This is a genomic window from Streptomyces sp. NPDC087270, assembly GCF_044744625.1.
In the GTDB taxonomy this organism is placed as follows: domain Bacteria; phylum Actinomycetota; class Actinomycetes; order Streptomycetales; family Streptomycetaceae; genus Actinacidiphila.
Window position 1 is genome coordinate 69,896 of the sequence record NZ_JBIUYR010000015.1, and the last position, 14,110, is coordinate 84,005.

General features: G+C 70.9%; 10 protein-coding genes. All 10 read left to right on the forward strand.

What is annotated here, in order from left to right; genetic code table 11:
* Positions 1–8: 8 nt before the first annotated feature.
* The 10 genes from ACIPAE_RS27160 (at position 9) to ACIPAE_RS27205 (ending at position 13,974) form a co-directional block, all read left to right on the forward strand.
* On the forward strand, positions 9–944 hold the full coding sequence (locus ACIPAE_RS27160) for a carbohydrate ABC transporter permease (RefSeq protein WP_328470437.1): 936 nt from the start codon (positions 9–11) through the stop codon (positions 942–944).
* 262 nt (positions 945–1,206) lie between these two features.
* Entirely contained in the window at positions 1,207–2,409 is a 1,203-nt protein-coding gene (locus ACIPAE_RS27165) for an ROK family transcriptional regulator (RefSeq protein WP_328470439.1), read from the forward strand.
* A 138-nt stretch (positions 2,410–2,547) separates the two neighbouring features.
* Positions 2,548–3,633, forward strand: coding sequence for a substrate-binding domain-containing protein (locus ACIPAE_RS27170; RefSeq protein ID WP_329363851.1), 1,086 nt, complete (start codon positions 2,548–2,550; stop codon positions 3,631–3,633).
* Between the two features lie 215 nt (positions 3,634–3,848).
* Positions 3,849–4,637 (forward strand): ATP-binding cassette domain-containing protein, encoded by a 789-nt coding sequence (locus ACIPAE_RS27175; RefSeq protein WP_328470442.1) that lies wholly within the window; start codon positions 3,849–3,851, stop codon positions 4,635–4,637.
* The gene (locus tag ACIPAE_RS27180; RefSeq protein WP_402448580.1) at positions 4,634–5,935 is read left to right on the forward strand and encodes a sugar ABC transporter permease; all 1,302 of its coding nucleotides are present in this window, start codon (positions 4,634–4,636) and stop codon (positions 5,933–5,935) included. Before ACIPAE_RS27175 ends, ACIPAE_RS27180 begins: the two co-directional genes overlap by 4 nt.
* A gap of 260 nt (positions 5,936–6,195) precedes the next feature.
* Complete coding sequence (dxs, locus tag ACIPAE_RS27185; RefSeq protein WP_329363849.1) at positions 6,196–8,151, forward strand: 1-deoxy-D-xylulose-5-phosphate synthase; 1,956 nt, start codon at positions 6,196–6,198, stop codon at positions 8,149–8,151.
* Between the two features lie 255 nt (positions 8,152–8,406).
* Entirely contained in the window at positions 8,407–9,909 is a 1,503-nt protein-coding gene (locus tag ACIPAE_RS27190) for an amino acid permease (protein ID WP_366414441.1), read from the forward strand.
* A 186-nt stretch (positions 9,910–10,095) separates the two neighbouring features.
* Positions 10,096–10,962 (forward strand): thioredoxin domain-containing protein, encoded by an 867-nt coding sequence (locus ACIPAE_RS27195; RefSeq protein WP_328470448.1) that lies wholly within the window; start codon positions 10,096–10,098, stop codon positions 10,960–10,962.
* Between the two features lie 280 nt (positions 10,963–11,242).
* Positions 11,243–12,886: a peptidoglycan-binding protein gene (locus ACIPAE_RS27200; protein WP_402448582.1), complete on the forward strand. Its 1,644-nt coding sequence runs from the start codon at positions 11,243–11,245 to the stop codon at positions 12,884–12,886.
* Positions 12,883–13,974: an SPFH domain-containing protein gene (locus tag ACIPAE_RS27205; RefSeq protein WP_402448583.1), complete on the forward strand. Its 1,092-nt coding sequence runs from the start codon at positions 12,883–12,885 to the stop codon at positions 13,972–13,974. The genes ACIPAE_RS27200 and ACIPAE_RS27205 overlap by 4 nt, the downstream gene beginning before the upstream one ends.
* Positions 13,975–14,110: the final 136 nt, after the last annotated feature.

Genomic DNA, 14,110 nt, shown 5'->3' on the forward strand with positions numbered 1-14,110 from the left:
GTGCCGCGATGACCACAGAGATTTTCGAAGACGCGCCCGGTCCGGCGGACAAGAACCCGAACCAGGTGATCCAGAAGCCCGCGCCCGACGCCGCGGCCAAACACCGCTGGCGCGGTGAGGGAGTGGTGCTGAACGTCTTCAGCCACGGCTTCCTCGCCGTGTGGGCGCTGATGGTGGCGGTACCGCTGCTATGGGCGCTGTGGAGCTCGTTCAAGACCTCGGGCGACATCCTCTCGCACCCCTGGTCGCTGCCGCTGCACCCGCACGTGGACAGCTGGTCGCGCGCCTGGACCAAGGCGCACATGAGCCGCTACTTCATCAACACGGTGATCGTGGTGGGCTTCTCGACCGTCGGCACCATGCTGTTCGGTTCGATGGCCGCTTATGTACTGGCCCGGTTCGAGTTCTTCGGCAACCGCTTCATCTACTTCCTGTTCGTCGGGGGCATGGCCTTCCCGGTCGTGATGGTGCTGGTGCCGCTGTTCTTCGTGACGAAGAACCTGGGCATCCTGAACACGCTGCCCGGCCTGATCCTGGTCTACATCGCCTACTCGCTGCCGTTCACCGTCTTCTTCATGACGTCGTTCTTCAGAACGCTGCCGACCTCGGTGGCGGAGGCGGCACTGGTCGACGGGGCGAGCCACACCCGCACGTTCTTCCAGATCATGGTGCCGATGGCCAAGCCGGGCATCATCAGCATCGGGATCTTCAACGTGCTCGGGCAGTGGAACCAGTATCTGCTGCCCCTGGTGCTCAACCAGGGCAACACCGACAAATGGGTGCTCACGCAGGGTCTGGCCGACCTGTCCGTGCAGCAGGGCTACCAGGGCGACTGGTCGGGTCTGTTCGCCGGCCTGTCGATCGCGATGCTGCCGGTGCTGGCGATCTACATCATCTTCCAGCGCCAGGTGCAGGCGGGCCTGACCGCGGGTGCCGTGAAATAGGCCCTCCGCCCGGCTCGGTACACCCCTTACGCTGTCCCCAGCGGCTCCGCGAGCGTGCGGAGCCGCTGGTCGGCGTACGGGGCGGTTCGCGTAACGGTGTGGTTCTCCCCCTTGACGGGACATCACCCCTAACACTCAACTTAGAGTTCACATGTTGTAGACGACGGGGTCTCACTGGTGTGGCAGCTCTGACGCCGGTACCCGGGCCTCGTCCCGTGCGGGCAGCCGGAACCGCTCCGGCTGCCGGGCAGGAGTGGATGTCGTGGAGACACCGGGATCGCAGTCATCGCTGCACCGGGCCAACCTGGAGCGCGTGGTGCGGGCCGTCCGGCTGGCCGGCTCGCTCACCCAGGCGGAGATCGCGCGCACGACCGGTCTGTCGGCGGCGACGGTGTCCAACATCGTGCGCGAGTTGCGGGACAACGGGACGGTGCAGGTCACGCCGACCTCCTCGGGCGGTCGGCGGGCGCGCAGCGTGGCGCTGTCCGGGGACGCGGGCATCGTGGTCGGCGTCGACTTCGGCCACTCGCACCTGCGGGTCGCGGTCGGCAACCTCGCCCACCAGGTGCTCGCCGAGCAGTCCGAGCCGATCGACGTGGACGCCTCGGCGTCCCAGGGCTTCGACCGGGCCGAGCAGTTGGTGGCGCGGCTGGTGGAGTCCACCGGGATCGACCGGGACAAGGTGCTCGGGGTGGGCCTCGGCGTGCCCGGGCCGATCGACATGGAGACCGGCACGCTCGGGTCCACCGCGATCCTGCCCGGCTGGAGCGGCATCAACCCGCGGCAGGAGCTGACCGACCGGCTCGGCGTCCCGGTCCAGGTGGACAACGACGCCAACCTCGGCGCCCTGGGCGAGTTGGTGTGGGGCGGCGGCCGCGGGGTCAAGGACCTGGCGTACATCAAGGTGGCCAGCGGTGTCGGCGCCGGCCTGGTGGTGGACGGGCGGATCTACCGCGGCCCGGGCGGCACCGCCGGGGAGATCGGCCACATCACCCTCGACGAGTCCGGTCCGGTGTGCCGCTGCGGCAACCGCGGCTGCCTGGAGACCTTCACCGCGGCGCGCTACGTGCTGGAACTGCTGCGCGGCAGTCACGGGGAGAACCTCACCATTCCCAAAATGGTGCAATTGGGACGCGAGGGGGACCCGGGATGCCGCCGGGTGATCGGCGACGTCGGGCGGCACATCGGCATGGGCGTGGCGAGCCTGTGCAACCTCCTCAACCCCAGCAGGGTCGTGCTGGGCGGGGACCTGGCGGAGGCGGGGGAGCTGGTGCTCGGCCCGATCCGCGAGTCGGTGTCGCGGTACGCCATTCCGAGCGCGGCCCAGCGGCTGTCGGTGATGCCCGGCGCGCTCGGCGCGCGGGCCGAGGTTCTGGGTGCGCTTGCCCTGGTTCTGAGCGAGATGGGCGATTCCACGCTTCTCGACGGGAACACACCCGTTGATACACCCGCCTTTTCGGCATAACGGAGCGTTCACACAGCTAACGAAACGCGCCGTTGCCATCTCGTTAAGTGTTTACTTCTTGACGACACGTGTCAGCCGGAGTTGACTCACGACCACCTCGGCCGCAGTGTTGCGGCCCTGTCAGGGAGGCAACCTCAGATGAACGCAATGACGCGTCGGATCGTCATCGGCACGGCGGCTGTGTCGATGGCGCTCACCATGGCCGCGTGCGGCAAGGCGGGCGGCAGCAGCAAGGGCGGCGACGCCAAGTCGATCGGCATCCTCCTTCCGGACACCGTCACCGCGCGGTACGGCTCCTTCGACAAGCCGTTGATGGAGAAGAAGATCAAGGAGCTGTGCTCCGATTGTAAGGTCAGCTACGACAACGCCGCCGGTGACCCGTCGACGCAGGCGCAGCAGGTCAACACGATGATCACCAAGGGTGTCAAGGTGCTCATCCTCGACCCGCAGGACTCGGTGGCGATCCAGTCCTCGGTCGAGCAGGCGGTCAAGAAGGGCATCAAGGTCATCGCGTACGACCGCCTCGCCCAGGGCCCGATCTCCGCGTACGTCTCGTACGACAACGAGAAGATCGGCGAACTGCAGGGCCAGGCGCTGCTGACCGCCATGGGCGCCAACGCCAAGCCGACCTCCAAGATCGTCATGATCAACGGCGACCCGTCCGACCCGAACGCCGCGATGTTCAAGGCCGGCGCGCACAAGGCGCTCGACGGCAAGGTCAACATCGCCTACGAGCAGACCGGTCTGTGGAAGGACACCGAGGCCAACAAGAAGATGACCGCGGCGATCACCTCGATCGGCGCGAAGAACATCGCGGGCGTCTACTCGGCCAACGACACGATGGCCGGCGGTATCGTCACCGCGCTCAAGGCCAACCACATCAACCCGCCGCTGACCGGCCAGGACGCCGAACTGACGGGCCTGCAGCGGATTCTGGTGGGTACCCAGACCTCCACCATCTACAAGCCCTACAAGCCTGAGGCCGACGCCACCGCCGAGATCGCGGTCGACATGATCACCGGCAAGGACTGGAAGTCGATCACCGACACCACCGCCAAGAGCGGGTCGGGCCAGACCATCCCGTCGCACCTGATCACGGCCACCTCGGTGACCAAGGCCAACATCAACAGCACGGTGGTGAAGGACGGTCTGTACAAGACCTCCGACCTGTGCTCTGCGGAGTTCGTCGCGGCCTGCAAGGCGGCCGGCATCACCGTGGGCTGACGGCACCGCCTCCCGTGAGCCTGTCCGGCGCCCCGCCCCACATCAACCACCCCGCTGCCGGGGCGGGGCGCCGGACGGAAACACTCGCGGGGTTCTTCCGCGGGGGCGGGGTTCCGCCTCTTCCCCGTTAACGTTGTCATCGTGTGCTTCGCGGCACACACACCGCGGCTGACGTTCCAGTACGCGGCATCCCCGCCGGTCAGGCGGCGAAGGAGATGGTTCACGTGTCCGCTACGCCCGTGTTGGCGTTGCGCGGAGTCTCCAAGCGATTCGGTGCGGTTCAGGCCCTCACCGATGTCGAGTTGGAGGTCCATGCCGGAGAAGTGGTCGCCCTGGTGGGCGACAACGGTGCCGGTAAATCCACTTTGGTCAAGACGATCGCCGGGGTCCACCCCATCGACGACGGCGTCATCGAGTGGGAGGGCAAGGGCGTCACCATCAACCGCCCGCACGATGCCCAGCAACTCGGTGTGGCCACCGTCTACCAGGACCTCGCGCTGTGCGACAACCTCGACGTTGTCGGCAACCTCTTCCTCGGTCGCGAGCTGCTGCGTTTCGGCAGCCTCGACGAGGTCACCATGGAGCAGCGCTCCCGCGAGCTGCTCAACACCCTCTCGATCCGCATCCCCAGCGTGCGCATCCCGATCGCCAGCCTCTCCGGCGGTCAGCGACAGGTCGTCGCGATCGCCCGCGCGCTGATCGGCGAGCCGAAGGTCGTCATCCTCGACGAACCGACCGCCGCCCTCGGTGTCGAACAGACCGCCCAGGTGCTCGACCTGGTCGAGCGGCTGCGCGAGCGCGGCCTCGGCGTCATTCTGATCAGCCACAACATGGCCGACGTGACCGCCGTGGCCGACACCGTGCACGTGCTCCGGCTCGGCCGGAACAACGGCTCGTTCCCGGTCAAGGGCACGACGAACGAACAGATCATCGCCGCGATCACCGGTGCCACGGACAACGCCGTGACCCGTCGGCAGACGCGCAACGCGGAGGCGGCCAAGTGAGCAGCGAAAAGACATCCGTTGACACCTCGAAGGGTGGCGCGCCCATCGACGAGGTGCCGCCGCCCGCCGTGGTGGCGGTCGATCCCCGGCTGCTCGTCCGTGAGCAGGGCTTCGCCGGCTACATCACCGAGTTCAAGCGCCGGGTCAAGGGCGGCGAGCTGGGCTCGATGCCCGTCATCGCGGCGCTGATCATCATCTTCGTCGTCTTCCAGCTCGCGAACAGCCGGTTCCTGAGCGCGGACAACCTCACCAACATCGGCTACTACCTGGCCGGTGCCGGGCTGCTCTCCATCGGCCTGGTGTTCGTGCTGCTGCTCGGTGAGATCGACCTGTCGGTCGCCTCGGTCAGCGGACTGTCCGCGGCGATCTTCGCCACGTTCACCACCACCCACGGCATGAACCTGTGGTTGGCGGCGCTGCTGGTGGTCGTGATCGGTGTCCTCATCGGCGCCTTCCACGGGTTCTTCCTGGCCAAGATCGGTGTGCCGGCGTTCGTGGTCACCCTGGCCGGCTTCCTCGGCTGGAACGGCTTCATGCTGTGGCTGCTGCGCAAGACCGGCAGCATCTCGATCGCCGACAAGGGTCCGATCCACTACATGGACCAGACCTCGTTCTTCATGAACTCCAGCATCGCCGGCGCCTACATCCTGGCCACCATCGGTGTCGCGCTGTTCCTCGGCACCGCACTGGTCGACCAGGGCCGCCGCCGCAAGGCCGGCGTGCCCTACCGGGCCACCAGCGAGATCGTGCTGCGCACGGTGCTGCTGGCGATCGTCGCCTACGGTGTCGCGATCGTGCTGAACAACTCCCGCGGTGTGCCGAACGCCCTGGTGCTGTTCCTGGTCGTCCTGGTGATATCCGACTTCGTGGTCCGGCGCACCACCTTCGGCCGCAAGGTCTTCGCGCTCGGCGGCAGCCTCGAGGCGTCCCGCCGGGCCGGCATCAACGTGCCCGCGATCCAGATCGCGGTGTTCGCCATCGCCGGCGGCTTCGCCGCGCTGGGCGGCCTGTTCCTCGCCGGCCAGATCGAGACCGCGAACACCCAGGCCGGTACCGGCAACGTCCTGATGCTGGCGATCGCGGCCGCGGTCATCGGCGGCACCAGCCTCTTCGGCGGCCGGGGCAGCGTGTGGTCGGCCCTGATCGGTGGCCTGGTCATCGAGTCCATCCAGACGGGCCTCAACCTGCTGAACATGGACACCTCGATCCAGTACATGATCACGGCCGCGGTGCTGCTCGCCGCGGTGATCATCGACTCGGTGTCCCGCAGGACACAGCGGACGTCCGGCCGCGCCTAGCGACCGGCCGCACCCGCCACGAGGCACCCGCGCCGGGTGCGCCAGGACCACGGTCCGGGCGCACCCGGCGCTGCGTCGTACGGCCGTGTGGCGGTCGTACGGCCGTGCGGGCGCGCCCGCGCGGGTACCGGCCGGAACACAGCCGGTGACATATCTCGCACGGGTCGGCGGACGCTCCGGTATCCGGAACATTAGACTCGCTGAATGGCCAGATCGGCCCGCCGCGACGGACAAGTGCGCGCTAGGAAGAGGAGGCACGGGTGGCACTGCTGACCCGTATCAACGGACCCCGCGACCTCGACCGGCTCAGCCCGCAGCAACTGGTGGAACTCGCCGAGGAGATCAGGGACTTCCTCGTCGACGCGGTCTCCAAGACCGGCGGCCACCTCGGCCCGAACCTCGGCGTGGTCGAGCTGACCATCGCGCTGCACCGGGTCTTCCACTCGCCCGCCGACCGCGTCCTCTTCGACACCGGCCACCAGGCGTACGTGCACAAGCTGCTCACCGGCCGTCAGGACTTCGCGAAGCTCAAGAGCACCGGCGGCCTGTCCGGGTACCCCTCGCGCGCCGAGTCCGAGCACGACGTGATCGAGAACAGCCACGCCTCCACCGTGCTCGGCTGGGCCGACGGCCTCGCGAAGGCCAACGAGCTGCTCGACCGCGACGACCGGGTGGTCGCCGTGATCGGTGACGGCGCGCTCACCGGCGGCATGGCCTGGGAGGCGCTGAACAACATCGCCGCCGCCAAGCACCGCCCGCTGGTCATCGTGGTCAACGACAACGAGTGGTCGTACTCGCCGACCATCGGCGGCCTGGCCAACCACCTCGCCACCCTGCGCACCACCGACGGGTACGAGCAGTTCCTCGCCCGCACCAAGGAGGTGCTGGAGCGCACCCCGCTGATCGGCAAGCCGCTCTACGAGACGCTGCACGGCGCGAAGAAGGGCCTGAAGGACTTCGTCACCCCGCAGGGCATGTTCGAGGACCTGGGCCTGAAGTACCTCGGCCCGATCGACGGCCACGACATCGACGCGGTGGAGTCCGCGCTCCAGCGCGCCAAGCGCTTCCGCGGCCCGGTCATCGTGCACTGCATCACCGAGAAGGGCCGCGGCTACACCCCGGCCGAGCGCGACGAGACCGACCGCTTCCACGGCATCGGCCCGATCCACCCCGACACCGGGCTGCCGGTCGCGGCCGGCGGCGCCGACTGGACCTCGGTCTTCGGCGACGAGATGCTCGAACTGGGCAAGGAGCGCGAGGACATCGTCGCGATCACCGCGGCGATGCTGCACCCGGTGGGCCTGACGAAGTTCGCCAAGGCGTTCCCCGAGCGGGTCTACGACGTCGGCATCGCCGAGCAGCACGCCGCGACCTCCGCGGCCGGCCTGGCCACCGGCGGCCTGCACCCGGTCTTCGCGGTCTACGCCACCTTCCTCAACCGCGCCTTCGACCAGGTGCTGATGGACGTCGCGCTGCACAAGTGCGGCGTCACCTTCGTGCTGGACCGGGCCGGCGTCACCGGCAGCGACGGCGCCTCGCACAACGGCATGTGGGACATGTCCATCCTCCAGGTGGTGCCCGGCCTGCGGATCGCCGCGCCGCGCGACGCCGACCAGGTCCGCGCGCAGTTGCGCGAGGCGGTCGAGGTGGACGACGCGCCGACCGTGGTGCGCTACTCCAAGGGCGCGGTCGGCCCCGCGGTCGCCGCGGTCGGCCGGATCGGCGGGATGGACCTGCTGCGCGCCCCCGCCGAGGGGACCAAGCGCCCGGACGTGCTGCTGGTCTCGGTCGGCGCGCTCGCCCCGATGTGCCTGGAGATCGCCTCGCTGCTGGACGCGCAGGGCATCACGACGACCGTGGTCGACCCGCGCTGGGTCAAGCCGGTCGACCCCGAGCTGCCGGCGCTGGCCGCCCGGCACCGGGTGGTCGTCACCGTCGAGGACAACGGCCGGGTCGGCGGCGTCGGCTCGGCCGTCGCCCAGGCGCTGCGCGACGCCGAAGTGGACGTGCCGCTGCGGGACTTCGGCATCCCGCCGCAGTTCCTGGCGCACGGCTCCCGCAAGGACGTGCTGGCCGCCATCGGGCTCACCGCGCCGGACATCGCCCGCCAGGTCACCGGGGTGGTCGCCACCATCGACGGACGGTTCGCCGACGAGGCGGACAGCGCGGGCGCGGTCGCCACGGCCGACGCGGCCGACGAGGTCAGCCAGGACTGACCGCCCGCGGCCGTACGCCGGCCCGGGCCCGTACGCCGGCCCCCGGGCCGCCGTACACCGGCCGGGCCGGGGCGCGAGCCGCCGCGCGGGCGCACCGCGACACATGCAGGGGGTTCACCCGCAGGGGTGGACCCCCTGCACCGTGGAGGGACGCTTAGGCGCGCCTTTACGGGTGAGGCGATCCACCGGAGTGGAGTAACGAGCACCGCCTCGGGACCGACCGGGGCGGTGCGACGATCCGATGGAGGTGCGCTCGTGGACTCCGGCACGCGTGAGGCGACGACGCGGCGGCAAGGGGTGTTCCGTGCCAAGACGATCGAGGAGTCCATCGCGGACACCGAGGACCCCGAGCACGGACTGCGAAAGGAGCTGTCGGCGCTCGACCTGATCGTCTACGGGGTCGGCGTCATTGTCGGCACCGGCATCTTCGTGGTGACCGGCTCGGTCGCCAAGCAGTACGCCGGCCCGGCCATCGCCCTCGCCTTCATCGCCTCCGCGGTGGTCTGCGGCCTCGCCGCCCTCTGCTACGCCGAGTTCGCCTCCACCGTGCCGGTGGCCGGGTCCGCGTACACCTTCAGCTACGCCTCGATCGGGGAGCTGCCGGCCTGGATCATCGGCTGGGACCTGGTGCTGGAACTGGCGCTCGGCGCGGGCGTGGTGGCCGGCGGCTGGTCGGGATACGTGCGGAACCTGCTGTCGAACGTGGGCATCACCGTGCCGCAGCAGCTCAGCCACTCCAGCGGCCACTACGGCTTCGACATCCTCGCGGCGGGCTTGGTGCTGGTGCTCACCGCCATCGTGATGGCCGGCATGAAGCTGTCGGCGCGGGTCACCGGCCTGGTGGTCGCGGTCAAGGTGACCGTGGTGCTGCTGGTGATCTTCGCCGGGCTGTTCTTCATCACCGGCAGCAACTACTCGCCGTTCCTGCCGCCGTCCAAGCCGAACACCAGCGGCGGCTCGGACCTGCACGCGCCGCTGGTGCAGGTCATGTTCGGCTTCACCCCGTCGTCCTTCGGCGTGATGGGGATCTTCTCCGGCGCCGCGGTGGTCTTCTTCGCCTTCATCGGCTTCGACATCGTGGCCACCGCCGCCGAGGAGACCCGCCACCCGCAGCGGGACATGCCGCGCGGCATCTTCGGCTCGCTGGTGGTGTGCACCGTGCTCTACGTCGCGGTGTCGCTGGTGGTCACCGGCATGCAGAAGTACTCGGAACTGGACACCAGCGCCCCGCTGGCCAGCGCGTTCAAGGCGGTCGGGGCGCCCTTCTGGTCCGGCCTGATCAGCTTCGGCGCCGCGGTCGGCCTGACCTCGGTGGTGATGATCCTGCTGCTGGGCCAGACCCGGGTGTTCTTCGCGATGAGCCGGGACGGCCTGCTGCCGCGCGCCTTCTCCCGGGTCCACCCGCGGTTCGGCACCCCGTACCGCACCACGGTGCTGCTCGGCGTGATCGTCGCGCTGATCGCCGGGCTCTTCACCGTCGGGCAACTGGAGGAGATGGTGAACATCGGCACGCTCTTCGCGTTCATCGTCGTCGCCATCGGCGTGATCGTGCTGCGGCACACCCGTCCTGACCTGCCGCGCGCCTTCCGGGCCCCCTGGGTGCCGGTGCTGCCGGTGCTGTCGGTGTGCGCGTCGCTGTGGCTGATGATCAACCTCAGCGTGGAGACCTGGCTGAGGTTCGCCGGCTGGATGCTGGTCGGCTTCGCGATCTACTTCGGGTACGGCCGCAGCCACAGCAGGCTCGCCCGGCGCGACTGACCGCCCCGGGCCCGCCTCGGGCCCGCCCCGGGCCCGCCGTGCCGACCGACCCGAGTCCGCGCCGCCGACCGCCGGAGCCCCCGGCCGTCGGGGCAACCGACCGCCGGGCCACCCGTTTTCCGGGGTGGGCCGGACCGGTGGTAGAAATGCGCGAGAGCAGTGCGGGACGATCGAGGTGGCGTAGTCATGACGGAGTCCAAGGGACCCGGCAAAAGCGGCGGTGCGGCGGCGCCGGCGAAGAAGAAGCGGAAGGGCCCGCTCGCCAAGGTGCGGCCCTATGCGGTCGGCATCATGGCGGTGGTGGTGGTCTTCGGCGGCTCCGCGCTGATCGGCGCGCACGTGCGCGCCTCCAAGGACGACAAGGTGTCGGCCCCGACCGGCGCGGTCGGGCCCGCGGTGGTGCCGACCGGCCCGGTGAGCCTGAGCAGCACCGCGAGCCCGAGCCCCAGCGCCAGCAGCGGCCCCAACCTCCAGGTGGCGGTGCGCCCGGCCATCCCGGTCACCGTCACCATCTACGAGGACCTGCGCAGCCCCGACTCCAAGGCGTTCGCCGAGGAGTACGAAGCGGTCCTGCGCCAGATGCTCACCACCGGCCAGGTCCAGATCCACTACCAGCTCGTCACCTCCTCGGACGCGACGTACGGCGGCAAGAGCTCGCAGTACGCCGCCAACGCGGCCGCCTGCGCGCAGGACCAGGGCCGCTTCACGCAGTTCGTGCAGGAGATCTGGGACCACCAGCCGGACCCGCACAGCCACGACCTCGGCAACGAGAAGCTGATCAAGACGCTCGCCCACAAGGCCAAGAAGATCAAGATGGCCAACTTCGAGCCGTGCATCGAGCAGGGTGACCACAAGGGCTGGGTGATCAAGTCGCAGGCCGACTTCGCCCGCTCCGGTCTCGGCCAGCTGCCCGCGCTGGAGATCAACGGCAAGCAGGTCAAGAACGTGCGCACCTCGCTCACCCCGGACAAGCTGCGCTCCATGGTGAACAAGGAGACCAAGCGCGTGATCGCCGTGCAGGCCACCCCGAGCGCCTCACCGACCCTGAGCTGACACTCCGTCGGGCACCGCGCCGTCCGGCGCGACCCGCACCCGCGCACCGCCCGACACGAGCCGCCCGGCGTCCAACGCCCGGCGGCTCGTGTCGTTTCCCCGCGGTCGCCCGGTGTTCTCCCGTGCTTTCCGGTGAGTTCGGCTCCGGTGGGGAGCTCCCCGCGATCACGACGATTCACACCTTCGGTCAAACAGCTTTCCCGCTTTGCCAACTTTCAGGCGAAATCGGGTAATGAAGGCATGTAGGCGTGTGACGCCTGATCGTGGAGGAGTGGTGCGCGTGTCCATACCGGTCTTCGAGGACGTCGAGCCCCTGCCGAGCTGCGGCTGCGAGGACTGCGCGCGCCGCAGACTGGCCGCTTCGGCGGCCCGTGACAGCGCCGCCCCCGTCGGGAGCGCGGCGCGGGCGGTCGTCGCGGCCGCAGCAGTCGGCACCGCGCTGGGCGGCGCCACCGTATGCGCGGCCCCCGCCGCGACCGCCACGGCGAGAGCCGCCGCCGCGACGAGCACCGCCGCCACGGCGAGTGCCGTCGCCGCTGGGCCCATGGCGCTCACCCGCGCGCAGATCCTGGAGCGGGCCGAGACCTGGGTGTCCGCGAAGGTGCCGTACAGCATGACGTCGTACTGGAAGGACGGCTACCGGCAGGACTGCTCGGGCTTCGTGTCGATGGCCTGGGGTCTGAACACCAACGCCTGGACCGGCGACCTCGCCCGTTACGCGGTGCGGATCACCAAGACCCAGCTCCGGCCCGGCGACGTCCTGCTCTTCGACAACGCGGCCGACCCGGTCAAGGGTTCGCATGTCGTGCTCTTCGGCGGCTGGGTCGACGACGCCCGCACCGAGTACACCGGGTACGAACAGACGATGCCCGGCACCCGAGTGCGGAGCATCCCGTACGCGTACTGGTCGAACTCCGCGAAGTACGTGCCCTACCGGGACAAGTACCTGGCCGCCAAGAGCGAGCCCCCGGGGTCCGGCGCCGCCTTCCCGGGGCGCGGGGCGTTCGGCCCCGGGGCGAACAACGCGTCCGTCACCCGGCTGGGCAGGATGCTCGTCGGCCGCGGCGCGCGCGGCTACTACCGGGTGGGCCCCGGGCCGAAGTGGGGACAGGCCGACGCCCGGGCCACCGCGGCCTTCCAGCGCGCCCAGGGCTGGACCGGCGCGGACGCGGACGGCCTGCCGGGACCCACCACGTGGAAGTACCTCACCGACCACCGCGGCAAGGACATCGGCGGCACCCCCGCGAAGAAGGCGCCGACCGGCACGACGGCGCCGACCGGCACGCAGGCCGCGACCACGACGACCGCGCCCGGGACCCCCGGGTCCGTGACCGCCACGCCCGGGACGCCCGGGTCCGTGACCGCCTCGGCTGGGACGCCCGGGTCTGTGACGGTCGCGACTACGGTGACGGCGCCTGTTGTGGGCGCCTCGGCTGGGACGGCCGGGTCCGTGACCACGGCGACTACGGCGGCGGTGCCTGTTGTGGGCGCCTCGGCTGCGACGGCCGGGTCTGTGACGGCCGCGACTACGGCGACGGCGCCTGTTGTGGGCTCCTCGGCTGGGACGCCCGGGTCCGTGACCACGGCCGGCGCCACAACGGCCGGGACGACCGCCGCGCATGCCGTCGGCGGCGGCGCGCCCGGCCCCGGCCCGGCGTCCCTGCCCGGCCCCGGCCCGGTGTCGGCGCCGCACTACCCGGGCCAGGGCGCCTTCCGTCCCGGCCGCAGCAGCGCCGACGTGCTGGCCCTGGGCACCCGCCTGGTCGCCAAGGGCTTCGGCACGCACTACCGGGTCGGCCCCAGCCGTACCTGGTCCGAGGCCGACCGGCGCAATGTGGAGGCGTTCCAGCGTGCCCTGGGCTGGTCGAGGCGTGACGCGGACGGCCGACCCGGCCCCGAGACCTGGAGGCGACTGTTCACGTGACCGCGCCGAGCGCTTTCCCCGCCCCCGGACCGAGCGACCCGCCGACGCCCCCGCGGGCCCGGCCCCGTACCCCGACCGCGGGCACCGCCCGGACCTCGGACACCGCCCCGACGATGGCGCTGCCCGCCGGCACCGTGCCCTGGCAGGCCCGCGAGACCGAGCCGGACCGAGAGGCGCCGGGCGGCGGCGAGCACGCCAGCCGCGCGCTCCCGGACACCTTCGTGGAGCGGCCCGGGCCGTGCCTGCCCGGCTGGGTCGCGGTCCTCACCGCACTCGCCGCCGCCTGCGCCGCGGCCGCGCTGCTGTGGCGGGCCGGCGCCCTGCCCTCCTGGCTCGACGGGCCGTTGCTGCCGCGCTCGCCCCGCACCGGGGCCGGCGGGCCGCTGTGGGCGGGCCTGGTCCCGCTCGCCGCCGTCGTGCTGCTGGCGCTGTCCGGGCTCGCCCGTGGCCGCCCCGGCAGCGTCCGCGTGCTCAGCCGCTGCGGGTCGTACCGGGGGACCGTACGCGGCACCGGGCTGCTGTGGATCAGCCCGCTGCTGCACCGCCGCCATGTCGATGTGACGCTGCGGCACTGGCGCAGCCGCCCGATCGACGCCGTGGACGCCCACGGCACCCCGCTGCGGGTCGAACTGCTGCTGGTGTGGCGGGTGCGGGACACCGCGAGAGCCGTCTACGCGGTCCGCGACCACGGCCGGTTCCTGCGCGAGGCGGTCGAGGCAGCCGTCGCCCGTGTCGCCGCCCGGTACCCGGTGGACGACTTCCGCGGCGAGCGCCCCACGCTGCGGGAGTGCGAGCGCGTCGCCGACGACCTGACCCGGCTGATCGCGGCCGAGGTCCGGGCGGTGGGCGTCGAGGTCTTCTCGGCCACCCCGGTCCGGATCGACTACGCGCCCGAACTGGCCGCCGCGATGCGGCGGGCCCGGGTCGCGGCGGTCGACGCGAAGCGCCGCAAGGCCGCGCTCGACGACGTGCTGGGCGCGGTGGGGGAGACGCTGCGCGGGATCTCCGAGCGCGGTCTCGGCCAGCTCGACGAGTACGAACGCAAGGCGCTGGTCCGCGACTTGACGGTGGCACTGCTCACGTCCTGAGCGCGTCCGGCCGCGCGCGGTGAGGTGCGCGTGCGGGACGAGCCCGCGTCCGCGGCTGGTCGGGGTGTGCGGCCGGTCGGGGTGTGCGGCCGGTCAGGGTGTGCGGCCGGTCAGGGTGTGGCGCCCCCGGCTTCCC